This is a genomic window from Colwellia sp. PAMC 20917 (assembly GCF_001767295.1).
GTDB lineage: Bacteria > Pseudomonadota > Gammaproteobacteria > Enterobacterales > Alteromonadaceae > Colwellia_A.
Window position 1 is genome coordinate 4,329,646 of record NZ_CP014944.1, and the last position, 25,599, is coordinate 4,355,244.

The 25,599-nt window shown below is 38.5% G+C and carries 20 protein-coding genes; 12 read left to right on the top strand and 8 right to left on the bottom strand.

The window, feature by feature from the left end:
- The first annotated feature begins 6 nt into the window (after positions 1–6).
- The 3 genes from A3Q34_RS18480 to A3Q34_RS18490 are packed head-to-tail and all read left to right on the top strand — an operon-like array spanning position 7 to position 1,590.
- Positions 7–444 carry a YcfL family protein gene (locus A3Q34_RS18480; RefSeq protein ID WP_070376677.1) on the top strand — a complete coding sequence of 146 codons (438 nt, stop codon included), beginning with the start codon at positions 7–9 and terminating at the stop codon, positions 442–444.
- Between the two features lie 39 nt (positions 445–483).
- Positions 484–1,086 (top strand): penicillin-binding protein activator LpoB, encoded by a 603-nt coding sequence (lpoB, locus tag A3Q34_RS18485; protein ID WP_070376678.1) that lies wholly within the window; start codon positions 484–486, stop codon positions 1,084–1,086.
- Between the two features lie 30 nt (positions 1,087–1,116).
- Complete coding sequence (locus tag A3Q34_RS18490; RefSeq protein ID WP_070376679.1) at positions 1,117–1,590, top strand: glycine zipper 2TM domain-containing protein; 474 nt, start codon at positions 1,117–1,119, stop codon at positions 1,588–1,590.
- A gap of 67 nt (positions 1,591–1,657) precedes the next feature.
- Here the strand turns inward: A3Q34_RS18490 and A3Q34_RS18495 are convergent, their stop codons facing one another.
- Entirely contained in the window at positions 1,658–1,843 is a 186-nt protein-coding gene (locus A3Q34_RS18495) for a hypothetical protein (RefSeq protein ID WP_070376680.1), read from the bottom strand.
- Between the two features lie 311 nt (positions 1,844–2,154).
- A complete protein-coding gene (locus A3Q34_RS18500; RefSeq protein WP_070376681.1) occupies positions 2,155–3,645 on the bottom strand; it encodes a M28 family peptidase in 1,491 nt (496 codons plus the stop codon).
- A 465-nt stretch (positions 3,646–4,110) separates the two neighbouring features.
- Between A3Q34_RS18500 and A3Q34_RS18505 the strand changes: the two genes are divergently transcribed.
- The 4 genes from A3Q34_RS18505 to A3Q34_RS18520 all read left to right on the top strand — a co-directional run bounded on the left by A3Q34_RS18505 (position 4,111) and on the right by A3Q34_RS18520 (position 13,195).
- Positions 4,111–7,272 carry a TonB-dependent receptor domain-containing protein gene (locus A3Q34_RS18505; protein ID WP_070376682.1) on the top strand — a complete coding sequence of 1,054 codons (3,162 nt, stop codon included), beginning with the start codon at positions 4,111–4,113 and terminating at the stop codon, positions 7,270–7,272.
- Between the two features lie 277 nt (positions 7,273–7,549).
- Entirely contained in the window at positions 7,550–8,071 is a 522-nt protein-coding gene (locus A3Q34_RS18510; protein WP_070376683.1) for a shikimate kinase, read from the top strand.
- Positions 8,072–8,105: 34 nt separating this feature from the next.
- Complete coding sequence (gene sbcD, locus A3Q34_RS18515) at positions 8,106–9,416, top strand: exonuclease subunit SbcD (RefSeq protein WP_070376684.1); 1,311 nt, start codon at positions 8,106–8,108, stop codon at positions 9,414–9,416.
- Positions 9,413–13,195: an AAA family ATPase gene (locus A3Q34_RS18520; protein ID WP_070376685.1), complete on the top strand. Its 3,783-nt coding sequence runs from the start codon at positions 9,413–9,415 to the stop codon at positions 13,193–13,195. Before sbcD ends, A3Q34_RS18520 begins: the two co-directional genes overlap by 4 nt.
- A 68-nt stretch (positions 13,196–13,263) precedes the next feature.
- On the opposite strand, the gene A3Q34_RS18525 is transcribed toward A3Q34_RS18520, so the two are convergent.
- The 4 genes from A3Q34_RS18525 to gloB form a co-directional block, all read right to left on the bottom strand.
- Positions 13,264–14,064, bottom strand: coding sequence for a hypothetical protein (locus A3Q34_RS18525; RefSeq protein ID WP_070376686.1), 801 nt, complete (start codon positions 14,062–14,064; stop codon positions 13,264–13,266).
- A 167-nt stretch (positions 14,065–14,231) separates the two neighbouring features.
- Positions 14,232–15,896 (bottom strand): asparagine synthase B, encoded by a 1,665-nt coding sequence (asnB, locus tag A3Q34_RS18530; RefSeq protein ID WP_070376687.1) that lies wholly within the window; start codon positions 15,894–15,896, stop codon positions 14,232–14,234.
- A 211-nt stretch (positions 15,897–16,107) separates the two neighbouring features.
- The gene (locus A3Q34_RS18535) at positions 16,108–17,826 is read right to left on the bottom strand and encodes a lytic transglycosylase (protein ID WP_083278091.1); all 1,719 of its coding nucleotides are present in this window, start codon (positions 17,824–17,826) and stop codon (positions 16,108–16,110) included.
- Between the two features lie 92 nt (positions 17,827–17,918).
- The gene (gene gloB, locus A3Q34_RS18540; protein ID WP_070376688.1) at positions 17,919–18,749 is read right to left on the bottom strand and encodes a hydroxyacylglutathione hydrolase; all 831 of its coding nucleotides are present in this window, start codon (positions 18,747–18,749) and stop codon (positions 17,919–17,921) included.
- Positions 18,750–18,820: 71 nt separating this feature from the next.
- Between gloB and A3Q34_RS18545 the strand changes: the two genes are divergently transcribed.
- Together A3Q34_RS18545 and A3Q34_RS18550 are read left to right on the top strand one after the other, a co-directional pair.
- On the top strand, positions 18,821–19,567 hold the full coding sequence (locus A3Q34_RS18545; protein WP_070376689.1) for a class I SAM-dependent methyltransferase: 747 nt from the start codon (positions 18,821–18,823) through the stop codon (positions 19,565–19,567).
- Between the two features lie 31 nt (positions 19,568–19,598).
- Positions 19,599–20,360 carry a Nif3-like dinuclear metal center hexameric protein gene (locus A3Q34_RS18550; RefSeq protein ID WP_220463188.1) on the top strand — a complete coding sequence of 254 codons (762 nt, stop codon included), beginning with the start codon at positions 19,599–19,601 and terminating at the stop codon, positions 20,358–20,360.
- 1,065 nt (positions 20,361–21,425) lie between these two features.
- On the opposite strand, the gene A3Q34_RS18555 is transcribed toward A3Q34_RS18550, so the two are convergent.
- Positions 21,426–22,181 carry an ElyC/SanA/YdcF family protein gene (locus A3Q34_RS18555; RefSeq protein ID WP_070376690.1) on the bottom strand — a complete coding sequence of 252 codons (756 nt, stop codon included), beginning with the start codon at positions 22,179–22,181 and terminating at the stop codon, positions 21,426–21,428.
- Positions 22,182–22,290: 109 nt separating this feature from the next.
- On the opposite strand from A3Q34_RS18555, the gene A3Q34_RS18560 reads away from it, so the two are divergent.
- On the top strand, positions 22,291–22,584 hold the full coding sequence (locus A3Q34_RS18560) for a hypothetical protein (protein ID WP_070376691.1): 294 nt from the start codon (positions 22,291–22,293) through the stop codon (positions 22,582–22,584).
- 57 nt (positions 22,585–22,641) lie between these two features.
- On the opposite strand, the gene A3Q34_RS18565 is transcribed toward A3Q34_RS18560, so the two are convergent.
- Complete coding sequence (locus A3Q34_RS18565) at positions 22,642–23,700, bottom strand: alkene reductase (protein WP_070376692.1); 1,059 nt, start codon at positions 23,698–23,700, stop codon at positions 22,642–22,644.
- Between the two features lie 144 nt (positions 23,701–23,844).
- On the opposite strand from A3Q34_RS18565, the gene A3Q34_RS18570 reads away from it, so the two are divergent.
- Positions 23,845–24,426 carry a TetR/AcrR family transcriptional regulator gene (locus A3Q34_RS18570; RefSeq protein ID WP_070376693.1) on the top strand — a complete coding sequence of 194 codons (582 nt, stop codon included), beginning with the start codon at positions 23,845–23,847 and terminating at the stop codon, positions 24,424–24,426.
- A gap of 65 nt (positions 24,427–24,491) precedes the next feature.
- Positions 24,492–25,595, top strand: coding sequence for an efflux RND transporter periplasmic adaptor subunit (locus A3Q34_RS18575; protein ID WP_157471051.1), 1,104 nt, complete (start codon positions 24,492–24,494; stop codon positions 25,593–25,595).
- Positions 25,596–25,599: the final 4 nt, after the last annotated feature.

Below are 25,599 nucleotides of genomic sequence, written 5' to 3' on the forward strand. Positions count from 1 at the left end.
AAAAATATGCATTATTTTATAAGAATTTCAGCTATTACGGTGTTCAGCTCAATATTTTTTCTGGGTTGCGCTGCGCCAATAACCTCGGGGATCGGCACCAGTGCGATAACACAAGGTGATGAGTTTTCGAAGCATTTAGAGGTCCATAACCCTAAATTAGCACAACAGCTAAAAATTATTGATGTAAAATCAAGAAAAACCAATGGTTTACTAGAAATAAACCTACAGCTTAACAGCACCTATAAAAAGTCATTGAAATTGCAATACCACTTTAACTGGTTTGATGCGCAAGGATTTGTGATTGAATCACGAAAAACACCCTGGAAGCCACTTGAATTACATGGTTTTCAGTCAACAAGCTTAAGTGGACTGGCACCGAATGAACAGGTTGCTTCGTTCACTGTTTATGTGAGAGAAATCCCAGAAAAAGCTTATAGATATTAAATATTAAAATTTATTACGTTATATATTAAGGAAGTACTTATGAAAAAATTAATGATTGCTACTACTGTTGGTTTAGCTATTACCCTTGTTGCGGGTTGTGCACAAAAGTCAGTTGTTCGCTACGGTGATGCGACAGCTGTTGAGACGACCGATATCAACTTTGGCTCTACTGACTTACAAAAAGTTGCTGGAGAAATGACTGACTCGTTATTATTGTCGCCGGTTGTAGGTACGTTAACGCAAAATAAACGTCCAATCATGTTTGTTGAGCGCCTTAAAAATAAAACCAGCGAACATATTGATACTGAATCAATTACTGATTCAATTTCAACAAAATTACTACGTTCAGGCAAATTTCGCTTTGTTGATATGGCGCGAGTAGAAGCGGCTCGTGAACAAATAAAATTTCAACAAGACAGTGGTATGGTTGACACCAATAAAGCTGTGCAGTTTGGTAAGCAAGTTGGCGCTGAGTATATGCTTTATGGGAACTTATCAAGTATTGTAAAATCTAACAAAGACAAGTCTGATGTCTATTATAAATTTACACTACGTTTAATGGATTTAGAAAGTGGCTTAGTTGAATGGGCTGACGAAACTGAAATTCGCAAAACTAAAGTTAAAGCATCAGTGGGTTGGTAAGAGCTGATATTTACTATTTAAGGGGAGATCATGAAAACAAAGCTATTTTCTTGTTTATGCCTATTAACGATTTTATTAAGTCCAATAGTGAATGCGCAATATGACAGAAACAAAGCCGTACCTGTCGAAAAAGTTCTCTTTGGAAAAGTACAATCGGTTAGAAATATTACTGAAGTAGAACTTATCGAAGATAAAGAAAAAGGCTGGAAAGTTTTTGGTGGTGCGCTTATTGGTGGTGCGATTGGCAATCAATTTGGTAGTGGTAGTGGCCGAGATGTTGCTACTGTTCTTGGTGCTTTATTAGGTGGCTCTATGGCCAATAATAAAAACCCGCAATATCAGCGTAAGACGCTTCATTTAGTTGAGTTAATGATAAAAACTGATCAGGGTAAGGAGTTTATGGTCGTACAATACTTAGACTCAAGAATGATTTTTCAACGTAATGACGCTATCCGGCTGATTTATTTGGAAAATGGCTCAGTACGGCTTGATAAACAAATGTAAATATTCAAATAAATATAGCAGGCTTGATAAAAAGTGAGTTGGTGTTAACACCTGCTCATTTTTTTGTTTAAATAATAACGACTTCGATGTCATTATCCTTATCTTGTTCAAGATATAACTGTGCTAGGTCAGCACTGCCAAATGATTTTTTTATTTTTTGATAAGCAATGAATTTTTGTCTTGCGAGTTTGGGGTCTGTACTTTTAAGCAGAAATAACCAAGTTTTTACCAAAGCAGTTGGCATTATTTTCATATTATTACTCCTTTAATAACAGTTCACGGAGTATAGATAATCTTAATAAAAAAACGACCTTTATTTTAGAAAAAGGCGCTTAAAGCACACTAGAGTAAATAAAGAAGTTTTAGCACTTAGTAAAGTACTTGGCCGCTTATCAAGTTATTAACTAAATAGATGAGGGTTATCTCCTTCCTTAATAAGAGACAATATCATCAATATAGCCGCTTTCTATTGTCGTTGAATGAGTTTTCTTCTTCTGTCAACGAAAAAGCCGCTAGATATTGCTATCGAGCGGCGAAAAGTATTTAAAACAAGTTAACTAGATTTTAGTGTTGAATACCACGTTTGTTTTCTTGCCAGCTTTGTTGTAAACCAAAGGTTTTCATCGCTTGTTCAAGGTTATATTTTTCAACCATTTTTACCACTTGCTCTGAGGTTTGACGTTGCCAAGGGATCTGCTCAAGGTTAGCAATACCTAAAATAGTTGCCCCCATAATAGCGGCGTTCAATTTTAATTGTTGTTGGTCTACTTTTTCAAAGGTGTCTGATTGAGCATGATAATTAGATGCATAGTTAGCGTCTGCTTGGTTAGCCACAAGGTTTGCGATACCTTGCATCATAAAGTCATAATTGTCAGTGCCAACAACCGGGTCGATTATTTGGCTAAATGAACCCAATTCTGCATCGGGATGTAAAACACTGTCGATGGTTGCTCTAATTTCTTCACGACCATTAATAAAAAAGCCCGTAATAGCACCGGTGCCAATGTCTATGGTTGCGGCTAAGACATGATTATCTAACTCGTCTCTATGTGTTTGAGTGTACCCCCAAGAACCGTACATACCCTGTTCTTCGCCGTTAAAGAGTACAAAGCGAATAGTACGCTTAGGTGTTATAGCAAGCTTAGTGATTTGACGAGCAAGATCTATCACTAGACTAACATTAGCGCCATTATCAAGAGCGCCCGTACCCAAATCAAAAGAATCAATATGAGCACCAATTAAGACAATCTCATCGGGATAGGTGTCACCTTTTATTTCAGCAACAACATTATTAGCTTGATAAGGCTTTTCACCTAATATATTTATTTTCGCTGTTAATTTTAGTGATTCACCTGAGTTCAGTAGGCGTTGAGTGCGCAGGGCACTTTCCCTTTCCATAACAACAATGGCTAATTTATTATTAACCCCTGAGCTAGGTAAGTGGCGGTACAAGAGATTTTTTGGCCGAGAAGACATATAAATAATACCTGTGGCTTTGACCGATAACGCTTGTTCTTCGATGATGACCGCATTGTTATACTCTTGAAAAAGACCTGAAATGCCGCGTTCATCATCCAAAATATCAGTTTCAATCAGTAACCACTTATCTGCTAAGTGATCGTCAATATTCATTTTTTCAAAATCTGCCACGCTACCTTTATTCAGATTGACGATTTTAGCGCTAAGGCCTCGATAATGGGTTTTTTTAGTAAAAGGCATAGCAACAATACGAGGTGAAAAATTTATTTGGCCATTAAAAACTTTAGCGCTAATCGTTTTCTCAGACCAAGCTCTTGGCATAGTAAAACTTTCTTTTTTAGCGGTAACACCCGCTTCATGAAATTTTTTCAGCGCCCAATTAACCGATTTTTTATTAGCCTGAGTACCCGTTAAGCGAGCGCCTATTTCATCTGTTAGTTGCTTTAAATCTGAAATAACTGGGGTGGGCGCCTTTAATGTGGCAATTAAGTTTTCAATGTCGCTATTAAAAATAGAGGTCGCGTAAGCACAATTGATTAAAAAAGCTGGCATAAGCAGCAAAGGGATAATTTTCATTATATTATTTTCTTTTATTGTTTTAACTATACATAACGCTTGAGGAATAATCAGTCAAGTTTGTTTTCAATAAAATATTATTAAGAGAAAAAATAAAAAGTTAACATCTTAAAGTAACCAGATAGAGATCAGGTAGATATAAGAATTTCTTTAATGATTCATTAAAACTTTACCCGTGAATTTTTAATATAAATCAGTGGTGAAGCTATCAATTAAATTATTACTCACTTTTTGAGCGATTTTATTTATCAATGTGTGGCTAAAAGTTTACAGAAAAAGCAAACCTTTTAAATCTGTTTACTATTTTTGGTATGAATTCTATACGTTTAGGCTAGTGTTAGTTTGTTCAGTTTAACTTAAGTTACGTTTAGTTAAGGATATTACGAAGTTGTACTTGAGTGATCAGTGTTAAGGAATTAACTGAATAATTATAAAAATAAATATAATTAACTAAAGGATAATATTATGACAAAGGCATCCCCAATAGCGAAAGCTATCAAATACGCACTACTTGCTGGTGTATCTACTTCAATGTTATCAATGCCTGTTTTTGCTGAAGAAGTTGGCGCAGAAAAAGAAGTTGAACGAATTTCTGTTACGGGTTCACGCTTAAAAAAAGCAGAATTTTCAAATGCTTCTCCTATTCATGTCATCACGGCTGAAGATGCAATGAAAGCTGGTGTTAGGACAGTCGCTGATTTATTACAAAATACATCAATGGCAAATGGTCAACAATTCGATGGTTCATATAACTCTAACTCTGGTGGCTCTAATGCATCAGAGGCACCGCCAAGTGGTGGTGTCGGTTCCTCTAATGTTGGTTTACGTGGTTTAGGCCCAGAGCGAACCCTTATTCTTATTAATGGTCGACGACTGGGCTCATCAGGTGTGCGAGGTGCTCCATCACAACCTGATTTAAGTTTGATCCCGGTTAATATGGTGCAGCGTATTGAAGTGATCACCGAAGGAGCTTCATCTATTTACGGCGCGGATGCTGTTGCGGGTGTTATTAATATTATTCTCAAAGAAAGTTTTGACGGCTTTGAAGTTTCAGCAAATATTTCTGATACGCAACACGGTGGCGGCGCTACAAAAGATTTCTCATTTATTACTGGTTTTGAAGGTAAGAAATCAAAATTTACCCTCTCTGCATCTTATTATGAACGCGATCGTATCGCCGTAAAAGACCGTACCGATTGTATTCGTAAAATATTTGAAGACGACAGCGGCAAAAGAACCTCGGTATGCTCAAGCCGCTTTTGGGATAATTCTATCTTAGATATTACCGGTTACAATGCTGATGATCCAAACGCGCCAGTGATGACCTATCCGCATCCATCAGGTATTGGTTTCTTTACCACCCCGGGTTCATCTGATGTTGGTATTCCGGGTTTTAGTTCGGCTTTTGGTTTGCCCATTCCAAATGATCCTAACATTGATATTACCAGTTCAGATCAATTTAACCGCCGTATATACTCACCGGCACATTCTGATGCTGTTGACCGTATGGAAGCCGATTTAATTCAACCAGTAACTCGTTTTACTCTGGCGGTAAATGGTAGCTACTCACCTGATTTTTTTGGTGGTGATGAAGAAATATTTTACGAAGGCTATTATTTCCATCGTAACCTAACCAGCTTAGCTTCTACTGAACAAATTTATCCAACAATAGCTGCTAATATCCCCCATGAAGATGCTAATGGTAATTTAGTCACTAACCCTGATGGCTCATTGAATTTAGTTGATAACCCACTAAACCCATTTCCAGATTATGATGTTTCTCACATCATGACTTTAGAAGACTTGCCACAAAAACGAGAGGTTGAATTAAATCACTTCCGCTTTGTTACTGGTTTACGTGGTGACTTTACCAGTGACTGGCTATCTAATAAGGGCTGGAGTTATGAGGTGTTTGTTTCATACGACCGTGGTGTTGGTGATCAAACTCAGCCCGTAATGAATGAAACTAACCTAGCATTAAGTTTAGGGACATTGCGTCTAGATAATGCCGGTAACCCTATTTGTGGAATTAATGCCCCAGCTGGGATTGGGTTTATTACTGCCAATGAATGTGTTCCTGTCGACTTTTTTGCAGAATCCATCTTTAATGGCGGTAGCTACGGTGGTGGTACATTCGCTACACAAGCAGAAAAAGACTTTTTAATCGGCACGCGTATTAATACAACAACCGTTCAGCAATCAATGCTCTCAGGTTTTGTTACCGGTGACGTCTTTGACTTTGAAAAAGGTGCGGCTGCAACCGTTGCCATGGGACTTGAGTACAGAAAAGATCGCATAGATTCTGCGGGTGATATGCTAGGTTCAACAGGGTTAGTCGCGGCAGAGAATCCATTAACAGAAGGGGCAACCATTGGCTCTCGTGATGTGAGTGATGTTTTTGCGGAGATATCATTACCAATTGCGGTCGATCAAAGCTGGGCGAATTTATTTGAAGTTGAAGCGGCGCTTCGTTATACCGATGAGTCTAACTTTGGCAGTGAATTAACCAATCGTGCACGTGTTACCTACAAACCTTCTGAAACCTTACTATTTAGCACCTCGTATGGCACCTCTTTTCGAGCACCAAATTTACGGGAGCAATTTCTTGCTAACCAATTTGGAGGTGTAAGTGGTAGTGCTGATCCTTGTATGGTCTCAGAATCTTTAACGACAAATAGCCAATATGATCCCTCTAAAGAAAATCGCTCACAAACAATTTTAGATAACTGTAGTGCCCAAGGTGCTGACTTTACTCAAATTGGTTTGAGTGGTGTACCCAGTATCCCAACCTCTTCAAGCGGTAATGCTAGAGACCTAAAACCTGAAACATCAGAAAATATTACCGCAACATTTAAGTGGACACCGGTGTTTGAAGGGGATTACGAGTTTAACTTTGGGGTTACTTACTTCAGCTTAGTCGTTGAAGATACCATTCGAACAATTAGTGCGGCGACTATTTTAAAGCGTTGTTTTGACTCTCCTAATATGGAAAGCTCATTTTGCCCACGTATTTCACGAAACAGTGGTAATGCACCCGTGATTAACTTTCCAAATTTAATTGATACCTCGTTTATTAATATTGGTGAAGAGACCTCGAAAGGTGTTGATGTTAATACACGGTTCGTGACTAACTTTGATAATGTAAGAATGACATGGGATAACCAATATACCTTACAAACTGAACGAGAAGTCACTATATTCAAAGGTGAATCATCTGAGGACTTGTTAGAAGATTTTGGTACGCCAGAGCATCGTTTAGTGTCAACCTTGAATTTTTCAATGGATGAATGGAACTGGATGATCATGGCAAATTATATGTCGGGTACTCAATCAGCTGATGATGTCAGAGATACGGCTAAATGTGATGTCTTTATTAAAAATGAAGACTTAGTTGGTAAACCGCAAACGGTGCCTGTTTGTTCTGCCGATAGTGCGGTTTATGTTCATACATCTGTCACTTATACCGGTGATGACTTTTTAGTGACAGCAGGGATGAAAAATGTCTTTGATAAAGCGCCAGAGTTAGTTGATTTAACCGCTGGCTCAAACCGTGGCAACATGGTGACTTCATCGGGATATGATTTATATGGACGTAGCTTTTTCTTAAATGCTTCTTATCGCTTTTAGTCATTCAAGCAGTCATATTTAATCAAGTAAATAAAGGGCGATACGAGAGTATCGCTCTTTTTATTCAGGCACTTGTTTGCTACGAATCAAGTTAAGCAGATAACCTTTTTTATTGGCCTAAGCCTATAGTCTTAAGCTTTATTCACATTTAAATCATGGCAAGTTGTTAGTAAGGATAAACGCTATCAACTTGTTTTATTTTGCATTAAAACGCTAATTTTTTATCATCAGTTCAGGTACACTACCTTTGATAACAATATGACGAAAGGTGAGCTACTTGCAAAAAATTCTTATTTTTGGCAATGCTGCAGCAGGTAAATCGACTTTAGCTAAAAAAATAGCGGTAAAACAAGGCTTAGCACATTTAGATCTTGATACGCTCGCCTGGCTGGCAACATCTCCACCGCAAAGAAAATGTCTGTCAGATTCAGCCATTGAAATTGACACATTTACCCAACAACATGCAAATTGGGTAATAGAAGGTTGCTACAGTGACTTACTAGAGCTACTGATTAATAATAGTGCAACAGACCATGATAATGTTAATAAAAAAGCGTTTGCTAACGAAATTATCTACTTAGATATAATGATTAATACATGCATTACCCATGCAGAAGATCGTCCGTGGGAAGCGCATAAATATCCATCAAAGCAAGCTCAGGATGATAATTTAGCCATGCTTATTGATTGGATAAAGGCTTATGATACACGCACCGATACTTTTTCAAAGCTAGCTCACCAGCAACTTTATACTCGCTTTGTCGGTAAGAAAAAAACTATCACAACCCATAACAAATAACTCACACCTAGGTTTGAAACCTTAAGATAACTTTATGAAATTTCGTATTCTCCATACTTCAGACTGGCATCTAGGCCAAAATTTTTACGGTAAAAGCCGTGCTGCAGAGCATCAAAAATTTTTAAATTGGTTACTCACACAAGTCAGTGAACATGACATTGATGCGGTGATTGTTGCGGGTGATATTTTTGATACCGGCACGCCACCTAGCTATGCCCGAGAAATGTATTTTGATTTTATTGTTAATATGCATGAAAAAAACTGCCAATTAATCATTCTGGCCGGTAACCATGACTCTGTTGCCATGCTTGGTGAGTCGAAGCAGTTATTGTCACATCTTTCATGTCAGGTGATCACCAGTGTTAGCGATAAGATAAATCAGCAAGTGATTACGCTTAACAATAAACAAGGTCAACCAGGGGCAATATTGTGTGCTATTCCTTTTATTCGCCCGCGCGATATTATTAGCAGCAGTGCGGGGCAATCTGTTAAAGATAAACAACAGTCATTGCAGCAAGCGATTAGTGAACACTATCAAACACTATTTACCCAAGCAGAAGTTATTTCTTCAGTCAATGATGAAAAAAAATTACCGGTTATTGCCACTGGGCATCTAACCACCGTTGGTGTGACCAGTAGTGAGTCGGTGCGCGATATTTATATTGGCACCTTGGAGGCTTTCCCTGCCAATGCTTTTCCGCAAGCCGATTACATAGCGCTTGGCCATATCCATCGCAGTCAACGGGTTGCTAAATCTGAGCATATTCGTTATTGCGGATCGCCAATAGCCTTAAGCTTTGATGAAGCAAGTCAAACTAAAAAAGTTTTAATCGCAGAATTTGATCAAGCAAAACTGAGTCAGGTTATTGAACAAGATATTCCCTGTTTTCAACCTTTGTTGATGGTAAAAAGTAAATTAGAACAGCTCAGTGATGATATCAATAAGCTTGTTAGCGAGCTCAATAGTTCGAAGACCTCATTAGAGAAAGAACAAAAAATTTGGCTTGATATTGAGATTAACAGTGCTGAATATTTACAAGATTTAACCCCTCGCATTGAAGCGCTTGTCAAAGAATTACCGGTAGAGGTCTTGTTGGTGCGACGCAGTAAAAAATCTAGACAGTCGATGCCAGAAAGCCAAAAGAAAATCACCTTAAATGAATTATCTTTAGCCGAGGTGTTCTCAACGCGATTACAACAAGAAAATTGGCAAACAGACACAGAGATAAGCCAAAAAGATCGACTTGAAAAAATGTTTGCACAAACGCTAGAGCAAGTGCAACAGCAAAATACCACAAGTGAAAAGCACAGTGAAAAACCTCAAGTTACTGGTGAAATCAAGTGAGAATATTAAGTTTACGATTTGAAAATATCAACTCACTTAAAGGTGCGTGGAAAATTGATTTTAGCCAAGCACCTTTTGACAATAGTGGCTTGTTCGCTATTACAGGACCCACAGGCGCTGGAAAAACCACCATATTAGATGCTATTTGCTTGGCGCTCTACCATCAAACACCCCGTTTAAATATTTCAGATAAGCAAAACCAATTAATGACCCGCCATACGGCGAGTTGTTTAGCTGAAGTTGAATTTGAAGTAAAAGGTAAAGCTTACCGAGCCTTTTGGAGTCAACGACGCGCTAAAAATAGTGTCGAAGGGAATTTACAGAAACCGATTGCGGAACTTGCCGAGATTTCAATGTCGACAGCACAGAATGATCAAATAATAGCAACAAAAGTCTCGCAAGTGCGCAATGAAATAGCCAGTTTAACCGGTTTAGATTTTTCTCGTTTTACCAAATCTATGATGCTTTCACAGGGACAGTTTGCCGCTTTTTTAAATGCCCCCAGCAACGAACGAGCTGAACTTTTAGAAGAGTTAACCGGTACTGAAATTTATGGGCAGGTTTCACAGCAAGTCTATCTTAACCATAAAAATGCCAGTAACGACTTAAAAATATTACAAGCACAGAGTCAAGGTACCGTTATATTATCGGCAGAAGAATTAACCTCGTTGACTCAACAACTTGCAACGCTTGGTGATGATGAACAACGAGTGGCCACTGAATATGATTTGTGGCAAAAAGCACATCTTTGGCAACAAAAGTCGCTTGAAAACCATAACAGTATTAATGTGGTTAACAACCAACTTGAGTGTGTAGCACAAAAAGAGCGCGACGCCGAAGATGACTTACGCTTATTGGCTTTAGCTAAGCCGGCTGAGAAATTGCGACCTGTTTTCGAGCAATATCAGCAAAAAATACAATTACAAAAATCATTAGTGGTCAGTAACAATGAACTTTTAATTAGCTGTAAAAATATCGAACAGCAAACAACTATGGCTCAGCAAGCCTATGAAGCCTTAACGAAAGAGCAGGGCATTCAACATTTAGCCGATCAACGCATTGAAAATCTGATCATTGAAGAAGTGATCCCCCTTGATAACAAAATTTTTCATTGGATTAAACAAGAAGAAGAATCAGCCAATAAATTAGTTGAGTTAGCGCGTGCTCAACAGTTATCAAAAAATAATTGCGATAAGTTAGCAAACGAGCAAGAACAACATCAAGTACAGTTTATTAAAAATGAAGGCTTTATTAGTAATAATCAGGTATTGAAGTTTTTGCCTGAGAAGCTGCCATTATGGCAAAGTCAGTATCAATACTTATTGCTTATTGAAGATGAAGTACAGCAAATCCTGATAGACCAACAAGGGTTACATTTACAACATCAACAATTAAATGTTCAACAAGAAACCCAGCAAAATCTAATCAACAAACAGCAAAGTGTGCGCGATGGTCTTATTGAGCGATTTGAACAATATCAACAAGAAATAGCTGACGTCTTAGCGCAAGTGTCGATGAATGACCGATCAGCACTACAAAATACGATACAACAACGACAGGGGCAAATTGCAGAGCAAATAACTGCCCTTGAAAGCGCTCGTCGCTTTAACTTTTTAACAAACGAAGTCACTAATGCTAGTGCTGATAACGCAGAAAAGAAAAAGCAATATCAACGTGTTACTGAACAAGTGCTTGAATTAAGAAACCAATATCGACAAGTGCAGATAAGGCGTGAAGATGTCATGCTTATTGTCGATCAACAAAAAACTATTTTATCGTTAAATGAACATCGTAAAAATCTTCAGCCCGAGCAAGCGTGTCCATTATGTGGTTCAAATGAGCATCCCGCTATTGACGAATATTCATCATTAGTCGAGGGTGAATCGTCTGAATACCAACAAAGATTTGAGCAGTTAACGCAACAATTAAAACAATTAGAGCAGCAAGGCAAGGCTCAAGCAGAAACACAAGCTCAGCTGAAGGCAGAACTTGGCGTTGCTGATAAACAACTAGAAGAAAAATTAACAGAGCAACAAGTTTTATTCAGTCAATGGCACTCAAAAGCACAGCCACTCGATCTAGATTGTCCAATAGCAGACTTGGCCTTTATTGAGTCTTTTATTGGCGAGCGAGAAAATAAGCTAGAAAATTTTGTTAACACAAACGTTAGGCTTCAAAAGGCTGAACAACATTTACAGCAGTGCCAGCAGCAATTAGTCGCTGCTGAAAAAGATAAGTCAACGCTTGAAAACCAAGCTTTACTGCTAATAAATAATCAAGAAAATAGCCAAGTCAGTTTACAACAATTAACTGTTCTTCTCACACAAAAGCAAAAAATTAAGACCGAAGGGCTTACTGCTTTTAAAGCCGATATTGCCGCCATCGCCAAGCAGGTAAATACCGAGCAAAGTAGCGTATCATTTGCACCGTTGTTTAACGAAAACACTGAAACGCTAACCAGTAATGAAATTTTTTCTACTTGGTTTACTGAAATAAGCGAACAAGTAAAACACTATCAACAGACGTTGCAACAACAAGAACAGTTCTTGCAGGTCATTACCGGGTTAAAGCAACAGTTGGCTGTTGCACAAATACACCACAATGGGCTCAATGACGACCACGCGCAAGTTAGTCAAACTCACGGGCAAGTGATTAGTGAACTAAAACAAGCTCAACAGCAACGCTTTACTCTTTTTGAAGACAAAACTATTAGCCAAGTCAGAGCTGATATCACCGCTAAGCGTAATGCGGTAGCTGATGAGCTTGATAAATTACAACAAACTTTTCAGCAATGCATGCAAACGCACCAACACCAACAAGGTCTTTTAAAAAGCGCAGAACAGCAATTAACACAGCTCAATGAAGAAGTTGAATTATTGACTTCAGCGTGGCAAAACGCCTTATCTAAAAGTGATTTTTCGCAAGAAGTTGATTTTATCAATGCGTTATTACCTCCTGATAAACAAGATGTGTTTCAGCAAGTGTCAGACAGTATTACCCTTGAAAAACAGCGTTCACAAACACTACTCGAACAATATCAGCAACAACTTCAACAATTGACTATTGATCAAGTTGCGATTCAACAAGCAGGTGTGACTGATTTTAGCTCCTTGGCGATCACTGAAAAATTGGTAGCATGTAAAGAACAGTTGAAACAAGCGCAGATAAAACTAGGACAATTAGGGCAAACATTAAAACAAGACGATATTCAACGCCAACAACAACAAGGTTTACTTGAAAAAATATCGGGTTTACAAAAAGATGTCGATGATTTAGCCCATTTAAACGGCTTAATTGGTTCGGCAGATGGCGCAAAATTTAGAAAGTTTGCTCAAGGGTTAACGCTTGCTCATCTCGTCTATTTAGCGAATCAACAGCTCGAGCGCTTACATGCTCGCTATCAACTTAAGTGTCAACAATCTGAGGCATTAACTCTTGAAGTCCTTGATACATGGCAAGCGGATAGCGTACGGGACACCAAAACACTTTCTGGCGGTGAGAGTTTTTTAGTGAGTTTGGCGTTGGCGTTAGCTTTGTCTGATTTGGTCAGCGCCCAAACCAGTATCGACTCTCTTTTTCTTGATGAAGGTTTTGGCACACTTGATAACGATACACTCGAAGTGGCACTTGATGCGTTAGACAGTTTAAATGCTAGTGGTAAAATGATTGGTGTTATAAGTCATGTAGATACGCTTAAAGAACGTATTCCTGTGCAAATAAAAGTTAAAAAATGCAGTGGCTTAGGTGTAAGTGAGCTGGAGAGTCAGTTTAGATTTTAGTCGATAAGAGATAGGTAAGAGTAGGTTATTAAATAGTCATTAACCTACTCTTGCTTATTTTTATGGTGCTAAGAACCTTCAGAGAAAGGAGGTGCTGTTCTTGCGGGTATGTTGCTTAGTGCTTCTAAACTTTCAACTTTTAATAATAATTTTTTATTCTGCTCACTGAGTTGAGTGACGCGGCTCGCCAGGGCTATTTGTTGTTTATCACGACGTTGAGAGTTTGACTCTATAGCGGATAACTCCAGTGATAAATTTTTAATATTTTCAGTCAACTTTTCTTTTAATGCGTCTATTGAGAACTCAGTAGCTACTTGCTTATTATTAACGTCGTTTATTGTGGCGTTTGTTGCTGCAACGGTTTTACCTTGAGTTACTGATAAGTCAGTCAATAATTTATTATCTTTTTGTAACGTCTTTATTTGAGATTGGTTTCTACGCCAAGCAGAAGCCCAGAGCTTGTCCATTTCTTCCCAAAGTTTATCACTGGTCTTGCCGAGTGTTTCTATGCGTACTTTCATCTCTACTGCCGATTCACCCATTTCTTCGCCTGTAGCGGAAAGTTGGTGCTCTAAGTCGGCAATGCGTTGCTCTGCTGAAGCTATAATGGCATTTGTTTTAATATTTTGTTGATAAAGCCAATAGCCAGCACCCGCAATAAATAAATAGATAAAAATAATAGCCGCTTTAGCTATTTTTATTGGTGGCGAACTAGGTGTTTTTTGTGGCTTGACAACTTTGGGTTGAGGCGATGTATTATCAACCGAATTAGTTGAAGCGGGAGAAGAAGTTCGAGTGTTTTTGAATGCCTCGACCTGATCTTTATCAGGCGTGATACTTGGCATGTTATGGTCGATTTGCTTAGTCAAAATATTTTCCTGTTAGTACTATTTATATCATTTTTATCTAATTGGTTATTCTACACAATTATAATTCTATGTATTCAAATTAATATTATTATTTTGATGAGATAAAAAATTGAAAAAAAAACCAATAAGTCAGACTTATTGGTTTTATAATATTTTAAGGATAAATGCTAGTAACTATCGTTATGAACACTCATTACCGCTCGACCTGAAGGGTCAGCATTATTTCGAAAACTTTCATCCCATGCTAATGCTTCTTCAGTACTACAGGCAACAGACTTACCACCGATAACACAGTCTGCCGCTGAGGCAAGTGGAAATTTATCTTCAAAAACAGTACGATAAAAGTAGGCTTCTTTACTGTCTGGTGTATTCACTGGAAATTTAAAGTTAGCCGTTGCAAGTTGCTGATCCGTCACTTGAGACTCAACATGTGCTTTTAAACCATCAATCCAAGAATAACCAACACCATCAGAAAATTGCTCTTTTTGACGCCACAAAATTTCTTTAGGCAAATAACCTTCAAACGACTCACGTAAAATTGCTTTTTCCATTTTTCCGTTGCCACACATTTTATCTTCTGGGTTGATGCGCATCGCAACATCCATAAAGTTTTTATCTAAAAATGGCACTCGGGCTTCAATACCCCAAGCTGACATAGATTTATTGGCACGTAAGCAATCAAACTTATGTAATCGGTCTAACTTACGGTTAAGTTCTTCATGAAACTCTTGTGCGTTAGGCGCCTTATGGAAATATAAGTAACCACCAAAAATTTCATCAGCGCCTTCACCTGAAAGTACCATTTTTATACCCATGGCTTTTATTTTACGCGCCATCAAGTACATAGGGGTAGAAGCTCGAATAGTGGTGACGTCATAAGTTTCTAAGTGATAGATAACTTCTTGTAAGGCATCTATACCTTCTTGCTCAGTAAACACCACGCTGTGATGAATAGTCCCTATGCTGTCTGCTACTGTTTTCGCGGCAATTAAATCTGGCGAGCCTTCAAGACCACAAGCAAAGGAGTGAACCTTTGGCCACCAAGCTTCAGCTAAGTCATTATCTTCAATACGGCGAGCAGCAAATTTTTGCGTAATAGCTGATATTAGCGATGAATCTAAACCACCCGATAATAAAACACCATAAGGTACATCAGTCATTAAATGACTTTTAACCGACTCTTCTAGCGCTTCACGAATTTTTGTTTTACTGGTGGTATTATCTTTAATCGCAGAATATTGTTGCCAGTTACGTTTATAATACTTTTGTAATTCGCCAACACGACTGTCAAGAATATGGCCAGGAGGAAACTCACTCACTGTTTTACAAATTGGCATCAATGCTTTCATTTCAGAGGCAACATAAAAGTTACCGTCTTCATCATAGCCAGTGTAAAGTGGGATAATACCGATATGATCGCGTGCTATAAGGTAAGAGTTATCAGTTTCGTTGTATAAACAAAAAGCAAACATGCCTTGAAGTTTATCAATAAATTCAACACCAAATTCTTTGTATAGTGGCAGGATAACTTCACAATCTGAGCCAGTTTGAAATTGGTAATCTACCGTTAAGTTTGCTGCTAGGGCTTTATGGTTATAAATTTCACCATTTACAGCGAGAATGTTTGTTTTGTCTTCGTTATATAATGGTTGAGCACCGTGCTCAGTATCAACAATTGATAAACGTTCATGCACTAAAATAGCATGTTCGCTGCTGTAAATACCAGACCAATCAGGACCACGGTGACGTAATAAACGAGAATATTCTAGGGCTTTCGGACGAAGTGCGTCTGCACCTGTTTTTATATCTAATATACCAAAGATCGAACACATTGAAGCGCTACTCCTTTAAATTATTAACAAATTGTGAGGTACGTATAAAAATAATCGCTTATACGATTGGGTCACTGTGACAGCTATAGAAATATTATCAAGTGCTATTTTGCTGAATAACTTACATATGGTTATAAAGAGCCGTTTTTAATGTAAAAAAACGCTAAAGACTGCAGTCAATAGCGTTTTATTAACCATCAAATGATATTGGTTAAATATTGTTAGTCACATCAACCGACAATTTTATCATTTGACCAGGTTGTAAATATTTTTTGCGATTTAAACTGTTCCAGCGTTCAATATCACTAATTGAGACCCTAAATTTATTGGCAATACGTGCGAAAGAATCACCACGTCTTACCTTATAGGTGATATTTCGCATGATTGCCTGCTCTGGCGGTTGGTAAGACGTTGTGCTGGCTAAATTATCTTCAACCGCGGCCGTTTTCTGCCAAATAACCAGTTTTTGGCCAAGCTTTAAAACATCGCGTGGCGCCATACCATTCCATTTTGCAATACTTCGGCTACTGACTTTATAGGTTTGTCCTATATCCCATAAAGTATCGCCTGCTACGACAAGGTGTGTTGTTTTCTCTCCACTTCGTTGACGATTTTTAGTGGTCGCCGTCCGCTGCTTTTGAGAAAAAACATAACTGTCGAGCGACTGAGTCGCCACAGGAATTAATAAGTGTTTGCCCGCACGAATTTGTGTGCCTTTAATATTGTTAACCTGTTTAATTAACTTAATATCAGTATTAAATTTATGGGCAATCTCACCTAAGTTATCACCATTTTTAATTTTATAACGCTGCCATGCTAAACGATCTTCTTTGGGAAGTTCAGCAAGCTTCTTCACAAAATTAGCGACTTTATGGTTAGGTATCAATAAACTGTGAGGACCATCAGGGTCAGTTGCCCAACGATTAAATCCAGGGTTTAAGCGCTGTAGTTCAGCCAAAGATAAATCAGCTAACTTAGCCGCTTTTGCTAAATCTAGCTGCGATCCTATATCAATGTTAGTAATCTGACTCTTGTTTTCAATTTCGTAAAGTTTAATATTGAAATCTTCAGGACGTTTTATTACATCGGCCAACGCAAGTAATTTTGGTACGTAAGCTCTCGTTTCTCTGGGTAAATCTAAAGACCAAAAATCTGTTGGTAAATTCTTACGAGCATTTTTTTTCATTGCGCGTTTTACGCGACCTTCACCAGAATTATACGCAGCGAGTGCTAATAACCAGTCACCATCAAAAAATTTGTTTAAATATTTTAAATATTGAATCGCACCTTGTGTTGATGCAATGACATCACGGCGTCCGTCATACCACCAGTTCTGCTTCATATTGAATCGCTTGCCAGTTCCTGGAACAAATTGCCACATACCTGAAGCACGACCATGGGAGTATGCAAAGGGATCAAAAGCACTTTCAACGATAGGTAAAAGCGCTATTTCTAGCGGCATATCATTTTTTTCAAGTTCTTGCACAATATAAAAAATAAAGGGCTCAGCACGTTTTGCTACGCGGTCAAGGTATTCAGGATGTTTTACAAACCAATTACGTTGCTGCGTAAGGCGTTTATCTTCTGGAATTTCAAAGGTAAATTTAGTTCGAATACGTTGCCAGATATCATCGGATACATAAATATCATCAACAATTTCTGGATCAGTTAAGGTAAATTCTACATCCGCAACCGGATGAATAATGTCAATGTTTTCATCGGCTAATATCGCCTGATTAATTTCAGCAGTGCTAGCGATCATCCGTTGGTCAATATCTGTTGCTTGAGCGCCATCACTATTTTGCATTGAGGTCGCTTGACAACCCATTAGCATGACTGAGAAAGCAACAGAAAATGATAGCGGTAGAGCTTTTGCAAAAGTATATTTTTTAGCAGGTGATTTTTTTGATGTTTTTAAGATAAAGTTCATGTAGGCACTATATTATTTTACTTAAGGTTAGTTTCACTTATTTAGCCTGCTTATTCAAGCGTGGCTAATACATTAGTCAAAGAGTCCTCGACTTAGAATTCATTCTTCCACTGCCTAATAACGGTGAAGGTTGCTAAGGTATTTATTGACTTTTTACCACTATAATCACCAGCGCTATCGATGATTTCTTGTTGTTGGCAACGTAAAAACGGATTGATTTTTTTCTCAAGTAAAATAGAACTAGGGATGGTGGGAATATTTTTTGCTCGTCGTTCTACGACTTGATTGTAATAGTGAACGAGTTCAGCGTTATTCGGCTCAACCGCTAGAGCAAACCTTAAATTGGCTAAAGTGTATTCGTGCGCGCAGTAAACACGGGTTCGATCGGGTAAGTCGGTTAAACGTGTTAAAGCACTCAACATCTGTTTGGGTGAGCCTTCAAATATTCGTCCACAGCCACCTGAAAATAAAGTATCACCACAAAAAACAGCATCACCAGTATAATAACCAATATGATCTAAGGTGTGCCCAGCAAGGTCAATGACTTCAAAAGAAGTTTCAAGCGCAGGAATCTCGATGATTTGCTTTGCTATTACCCGTACATCAACATTGGTTATCTTTTCATTTTCAGGTGCGTAAACAGTAAGTGGCCAGTTCTTATCTTTACAATAGCTCTTTAACTTAGCAACACCACCGGTATGATCAGCATGATGATGGGTAATTAAAATAGCGCAAAGCTGTAAATTATTTTCCTCTAAATATTTAATACAAGGCTTAGCATCTCCGGGATCGACCAGAGCAACGGGTTTTAGCGTTTCATTATCGGTCACGTTTACTTCAGGAGAGGTTATTGCCCAAAAATAATTGTCGGTAAAAGCGGGTATTGCCGTTATCAAAATTGGCTTTAGTGTTTGACTTTGCACGTTAAATCGTCCTCAATGAAGATAGAGTAACTAGTATACCCGTAAACGAACTAAAAAGGCGTATCTAACTGATGAAACCTGCTTTGGGCTATCGACAACCCCATTACCCAAAATCTTGGCAAGCTTTACCAAATGGCGAGGTGATAGTTAAAGAAATTGAACAAGTGTTAGCACCGTGGTGGCCAAAACTTTTTGGTTATCATCTATTAAAAATTGGTGCACTCAGTGGTCATATTGACAGTTCAGACTGTACAATTAAACATCAGATGAATTTAGTCGAGCGCAAACAAACCGGCGATATTATTGCTGATCTAGATGATTTACCCTTTTTAGAACATAGTATTGATGTTTGTCTACTTAGCCATGCCTTAGAATTTTCACTTGACCCTCATCATGTAGTACGAGAAGCAAACCGAGTATTGATCCCTAACGGTTACTTAGTTATTACTGGTTTTAACCCTTTTAGTTTAGCGGGACTTAATAAATTTATTCCCTATCGTAAACATAACACCCCATGGAACGAACGTTTTTTTTCGGCAATGCGAGTGAAAGATTGGCTACACTTAATGGGCTATGAAATATTAGTTGATGAAAAAGTTATTTATTCTTCTTTATCGGGACGGTTAAGCCAAGGTAAAATTGTTCAAATTTGGCAAAAAATCGCCAGTGACTTTTTACCTAATTTAGGGTCTATCTATGTATTAGTGGCCAAAAAACGTGTTCACCCGTTAACGCCTATTAAGCCTAAATGGAAGATAAGTCCGAAGTTTAAGCAAGTAGAAGTGCCCAGTATGAATTCATCACATAAAATTAACTAACTTTTAAGTTCCTAACAAAGAGAATACAGTAATGATCCATCGTAATGATTTAGAGCAGCACCTAAATGCCTTGCTAAAGCCTGAACAAATTAAAGATTTTTGTCCTAATGGTTTACAAGTTCAGGGCAGTGATCAAATCCATAAAATTGTCACGGGTGTAACCGCAACACAAGCGTTAATTGCCAAAGCTATTGATGAAAAAGCAGATGCTTTAGTGGTACACCATGGTTTTTTTTGGAAAAATGAATCTTATGTTATTCGTGGTATGAAATATCAACGAATTAAGGCGCTGCTTGATCACAATATAAGTTTATTTGCTTACCATTTGCCACTTGATATTCATCCGGTATTAGGAAATAACGCTCAGCTTGCTCAATTATTTGAAATAAATAATGTCCAACCTCTAGAAGTAGGCAATCCTTTAAGTGTCGCTGTACGTGGTGAGTTCTCGCACCATATTTCAGGTGATGAACTGAGTACACGTATCTCCCAGCAACTAGCGAGAGATTGCTTGCATATTACGCCACCGTCTAATAAAAAAATAAAAACAGTTGCTTGGTGCAGTGGTGGCGGACAAAATTATATCGAGCTTGCTGCAGAGCAGGGCATTGACGCGTTTATTAGTGGCGAAATTTCAGAGCAAACGACCCATGTTGCAACCGAAATGGATATTCATTTTTTTGCAGCTGGCCATCATGCAACCGAGCGTTATGGCGCTAAAGCGTTGGCCAAACATCTTGAAAAAGAATTATCAATACCAACAGTTTTTATTGATATTGATAACCCTGCGTAAAGAATATGCTCAGCCGTCATGTTTAACCCAATGTCATCCCGAATAAGGCCCATTCGTCATATGAGCTCCCCATCCGTCATGCTGAATTTATTTCAGGATCTCGTCGTTCATAGAACAAAGACCTGACACTTAAACCGTCATGCTGAACTTATTTCAGTACCCGTATGATGGCGAAGAATACAAAGACAGATACTGAAACGAGTTCAGTATGACGGGGGAAGAATACAAAGACCGGACACTTAAACCGTCATGCTGAATTTATTTCAGTACCAGCATGATGGCGAAGAATACAAAGACCGGACACTTAAACCGTCATGCTGAATTTATTTCAGTACCAGTATGACGTCGAAGAATACAAAGACAGATACTGAATCCCCCCATCCGTCATCCTGAATTTATTTCAGGATCTCGTATTTCATAGGACAAAGACCAGATCTTGAAACCGTCATCCTGAATTTATTTCAGGATCTCGTATTTCATAGAACAAAGACCGGACACTTAAACCGTCATGCTGAATTTATTTCAGTACCAGTATGACGGCGGAAGAATACAAAGAGCAGATACTGAAACGAGTCCAGTATGACGGCGAAGAACACAAAGACCAGACACTTAAACCGTCATGCTGAATTTATTTCAGTACCAGTATGACGGCGGAAGAACACAAAGACCAGATACTGAAACGAGTTCAGCATGACGGCGGAAGAATACAAAGAGCAGATACTGAAACGAGTCCAGTATGACGGCGAAGAATACAAAGACAGATACTGAATCCCCCCATCCGTCATATGAACCCCATCCGTCATCCTGAATTTATTTCAGGATCTCGTATTTCATAGGACAAAGACCAGATACTGAATCGAGTCGAGTATGACGGGGGAAGAATACAAAGACAGATACTGAAACCGTCATGCTGAATTTATTTCAGTATCAGTATGACGGGGGAAGAATACAAAGACCAGATACTGAAACGAGTCCAGCATGACGGGGTAGAATACAAAGAGCAGATACTGAAACCGTCATGCTGAATTTATTTCAGTATCAACATTACAACAATATAAGCCGCTACTAGCTCTTTAACCACTGAACCACGCGGCCTATGCTCTCATACCAGGCATGAGTTGCTTGTTCTAAATTTTTTGGCTTAGGGATATAATCTTGCCAATGCTTTTCGTCATTCATTCCTTTGGTCCATTTACCTGCGGGGGCGGGGATGGGGTTAATGCCTTCTCGTTGGAAGTACTTAATTGCACGCGGCATGTGGTCAGAATTAGTTACTAAGACAACGTTTTTTCCACTGACCCTTGGCGCCATTAATTGTGCTTCTTCTTCGGTATCTTGCGCAAATCCCTCAACAATTATTTTTCTTTCAGCAACACCCAATAGCATCGCGGCTTGCTTAACCTTCTCGGCATTACTTGTTTCGTCATTACCGGCATAACCTGAGGTAATTAAGTGCGCTTCAGGGTGAATACGCAGGATACGCATCGCTTCAACGAGTCGTTGCAACGAACAAATACCTAGTTCGCTAGTCGCTGGTAATTGAGCATCGGTGGTGTGCTTGCAGCCTAAAATAATAATATAATCAACAGGTTTACTTGAACGTGTGAACGTGGAGTATTGGCTTTCTAAGGGCGCCATAACTAGATTAGCAACTGGACCTAATGAACCTAGCGTTAATAATAAGGTCGCCAAGATTAAGCAGCTATAACTGAATCTCTTTTTATATTGATAAAAGACAATAGCTAATACCAATAATAGTATAACGATACTTAACGGCATGATCAGCGCGATAATAATTTTTTTAAGTAAAAATAGATCCATAGTAATTAATCTTAGGTCGTTGTATATTTGAAAAATTATTTGAGATTATAATCATCATTGATGGATATACCAAGTGAAGTCATTGATTGATCACCTAGTGAGAGTTTAGATGTCATATTGTTATGAGGTTGCCGTATTTTCTGTTAGTAAAGAAAATCAACAAAGAGTGATTGAATTAAGTCAGTTGTTGTTTGAAGAAATGAACAAGGAAAGAGCCGTCTTAATATCACATAGTATATTAAGTAAAACCGATAATGCTGAAGAAATTTGTTGGCAATTAGTTTGGTTAGATGAAGCAGCGGTTGAGGAAAATGCTAAGAAGTGGACTACTTTTCCTAGCAGTGCAGAGCTAGAGTCACTGGTTGGAGCACGGCTTTATTACGGACATTTTTTAGCGATTTAAATTTAGGGTAAAACAACGAATGAAAGCGAAGCAAGTTATGCTTCGCTTCACTATTATTTAAATTAAGCTGGTTAACATTTCGGCATTATATTCAACCAAACCTTCACCCGCTCGCACTTTAGCGACGTAATCAGCATTAGCAATAAAAGGTCGTCCGATTGCGACTAAGTCAAACTTATTATCGGCAATGGCATTACTGGCAGTATCTGGAGTATAACTGCCTACACCCACTAATGTTTTAGTGTAGTTGGCGCGGATATAACTTGATGCTTGGCCATCTAAATAATCAAAGACCATAGAATCATCAAAAATACCTAAGTGTAAAAATGCCAGATCACGCTGTTCAAGTTCAGTCAGTAAGTGATCAAATACTTGGCGGTCTCTTGCATCCCCAGACATGAAGAAATAGGCACCTGGGCTTATTCTTAATGCCGTTCTATCTTTACCAATGCTGGCAATAACCGCATCAACAACCGCTAACGGAAAACGTGTCATGTTTTCTGGTGTTTCGCCGTATTCATCGGTGCGACGGTTGCTGTCGTAATGAAGGAACTGGTCAATTAAATAGCCGTTAGCACCATGAATCTCGACACCGTCAAAACCTGCTTCAATAGCATTTTCTGCCGCTTGAGCAAAGTCTACTATTAACTGCTCAATCTCTTGATGAGTAACAGCTCTTGGCACTTGATAGTTTAAATCACGCATTCTCGGTACTGTGCCTTCAACACCTACTGCCGATGGCGCTAAAACGTCACTAGAGCCATTATTATTGTGCTCAAAGAAGTGAGGATGAGCAACTCGGCCGGTGTGCCAAAGTTGAGCAAATATTTTACCGCCCTTATCGTGAACTGTCTTGGTGACAAATTTCCAAGCATTGACTTGTTCTTGGGTAAATAAGCCCGGTGTATTTGGATTACCTTGACCATCAGGACGGATTATCGTTGCTTCAGAAATGATTAAACCGGCTTCTGCTCTGCGGCCATAATATTCGGCCATTGCTACCGTAGGCACTAAGTTATCATCGGCCATACAGCGGGTTAATGGCGCCATTAATATACGGTTATTTAAAGTGATGGTGTCATTTAGTGCATAAGGTTGGAATAAATTATCAGTCATTAATTATCTCTATTAATTGATTTCTTTCTTGAATATGCGTTCAAGATAACGTTATTTGAACAATCATTCAAGTATTATTTTTGAATGATTGTTCAAAATTAAGTATCATGTCGTTATCTAGTAGATAAATGAAAAGTGGTGATCATGAGAAATGCTGAGTTCGACCGAGAAAAAGTGCTAAGAGCAGCGATGAGCTTATTTATGGAAAAAGGCTATAGCAAGACAAGTATGCCTGATTTAAAAAAAGTGACAGGTTTACATCCAGGTTCAATTTATTGTGCATTTGAGAATAAACGCGGTTTACTGTTAGCCGCTATCGCCCAGTATAAAGCTGACCGTAATGCCGAATTTTCACAGTTTTTTTTAAGTGACGAAACCATTCTTGCACAATTAAAAAAATATTTAGACCATATGGTCAATGAATGTGTCAGCGGTGATCCCGCGAAAGGCTGCTTATTTATTAAAACCCTTTACGAGTCAACAGAAGAAGATCAAGAAGTACAAGCCGTTATTGCCGACAATGTTTTACAATGGCAACAAGCGCTAGCTGATAAGTTTTTGCAAGCACAAGCAGCGAAAGAATTATCATTAAATAAAAAGAGTGAACACTTAGCGCAATTTTTAATCATGGGGATTTATGGTTTACGCACTTTTGCTCAATCAAATCCAGATCCAGAGACATTAAAAGCGTTAGCAGAGCAATTATTTAACAGTATTGATAATTAACCGGTCGTTAACTGTAAAGCCGCTATAATAGCCTTATTATTGCAGTTTTTTTCATGGAGTTTTGTATGCGTTTATTTTTATTAGCTTTTTCTATTATCACGGTACTCTCAGGGTGTGGTAAAGAAGAGCAGCCTTTTGAAGAAGTTATTCGTCCTATTGCATGGCAAGAAGTTCAGCAAACCTCATTTGACCAAGTGCGTCGTTTGTCTGGCACTATTTACCCGGTTGAAGAAGCTAATTTAAGTTTTGAGGTTGGTGGAAAAATACAATGGATAAAAGTAAAACTCGGTGATGAAGTTAAGCGAGGCGATGCCCTAGCGCGTTTAGACCAACGAAACTTTAATTTGAGTCGTCAATCAGCACAAGCAAACCTACAAAAAAGCTATGCCGCACTATCTGAAACTGAAAATGAATATAAACGTTACGCCGAGTTATCAGCCAAAGGTTTAGTGTCAAAGTCTGGCTTTGATAATGCCAAAGCAGCTTTTGAGTCAGCAAGCAGTGCCGTAAACATTGCTAAAACTCAACTTGATATCGCCAATAAAGATTTAAGTGATTCAATATTAACGGCCCCTTACAATGGTAAAATAACGAAACGTCTTAGCGAACCTTCTATGCAAATTTCTCCGGGCCAAGCCATTTTTCAAATTGAAGGTGACGATGGTTTAGAGGTGCAAGTCATGGTCCCCGAAACGATGATCAGAGATTTATCTAAAGGAAGCGAAATTGATATTCATTATCCCGCGTTTCCCGGCTTAAACAGTAAAGGCACAATCGCAGAAATTAGTTCTCGCGCCGCTACAGCTAATGCATTTCCGGTGACTATTCTTATTAATTCTGAAACAAAAAATTTGCGAGCAGGCATGACAGCCGAAGTTGACTTTACCTTTCAAGGTATTGGACGAACGGGTTATCAAGGTAAAGCTTTTCGTCTCCCTATTGCAGCACTGGCAGCAGATGAAGGACAAAAGTCGTATGTATTTGTTTATAACGTTGAACAACAAATTTTACAAAAACGTATGGTGCAAACAGAAAGTATTTTAAACAATGAAGTCTTGGTTTCTGCTGGCTTATCGTCAGGAGAAATCATTGCGATTGCCGGTGTCTCGTTTTTACGTGATGGCCAGTCGGTTCGGTTGCTTGATAAGCATGTAAAGCGTTTTAATTAATCAC

Bases quoted from the DNA above. Each gene is read 5' to 3' on its own strand.
- A3Q34_RS18535 (WP_083278091.1), bottom strand. From the start codon at position 17,826: ATGAACTTTATCTTAAAAACATCAAAAAAATCACCTGCTAAAAAATAT.
- A3Q34_RS18480 (WP_070376677.1), top strand. From the start codon at position 7: ATGCATTATTTTATAAGAATTTCAGCTATTACGGTGTTCAGCTCAATA.
- A3Q34_RS18575 (WP_157471051.1), top strand. From the start codon at position 24,492: ATGCGTTTATTTTTATTAGCTTTTTCTATTATCACGGTACTCTCAGGG.
- A3Q34_RS18555 (WP_070376690.1), bottom strand. From the start codon at position 22,181: ATGGATCTATTTTTACTTAAAAAAATTATTATCGCGCTGATCATGCCG.
- A3Q34_RS18490 (WP_070376679.1), top strand. From the start codon at position 1,117: ATGAAAACAAAGCTATTTTCTTGTTTATGCCTATTAACGATTTTATTA.
- A3Q34_RS18550 (WP_220463188.1), top strand. From the start codon at position 19,599: ATGATCCATCGTAATGATTTAGAGCAGCACCTAAATGCCTTGCTAAAG.
- A3Q34_RS18545 (WP_070376689.1), top strand. From the start codon at position 18,821: ATGAAACCTGCTTTGGGCTATCGACAACCCCATTACCCAAAATCTTGG.
- sbcD (WP_070376684.1), top strand. From the start codon at position 8,106: ATGAAATTTCGTATTCTCCATACTTCAGACTGGCATCTAGGCCAAAAT.
- A3Q34_RS18495 (WP_070376680.1), bottom strand. From the start codon at position 1,843: ATGAAAATAATGCCAACTGCTTTGGTAAAAACTTGGTTATTTCTGCTT.
- A3Q34_RS18500 (WP_070376681.1), bottom strand. From the start codon at position 3,645: ATGAAAATTATCCCTTTGCTGCTTATGCCAGCTTTTTTAATCAATTGT.
- A3Q34_RS18570 (WP_070376693.1), top strand. From the start codon at position 23,845: ATGAGAAATGCTGAGTTCGACCGAGAAAAAGTGCTAAGAGCAGCGATG.
- lpoB (WP_070376678.1), top strand. From the start codon at position 484: ATGAAAAAATTAATGATTGCTACTACTGTTGGTTTAGCTATTACCCTT.
- A3Q34_RS18560 (WP_070376691.1), top strand. From the start codon at position 22,291: ATGTCATATTGTTATGAGGTTGCCGTATTTTCTGTTAGTAAAGAAAAT.
- A3Q34_RS18565 (WP_070376692.1), bottom strand. From the start codon at position 23,700: ATGACTGATAATTTATTCCAACCTTATGCACTAAATGACACCATCACT.
- asnB (WP_070376687.1), bottom strand. From the start codon at position 15,896: ATGTGTTCGATCTTTGGTATATTAGATATAAAAACAGGTGCAGACGCA.
- A3Q34_RS18505 (WP_070376682.1), top strand. From the start codon at position 4,111: ATGACAAAGGCATCCCCAATAGCGAAAGCTATCAAATACGCACTACTT.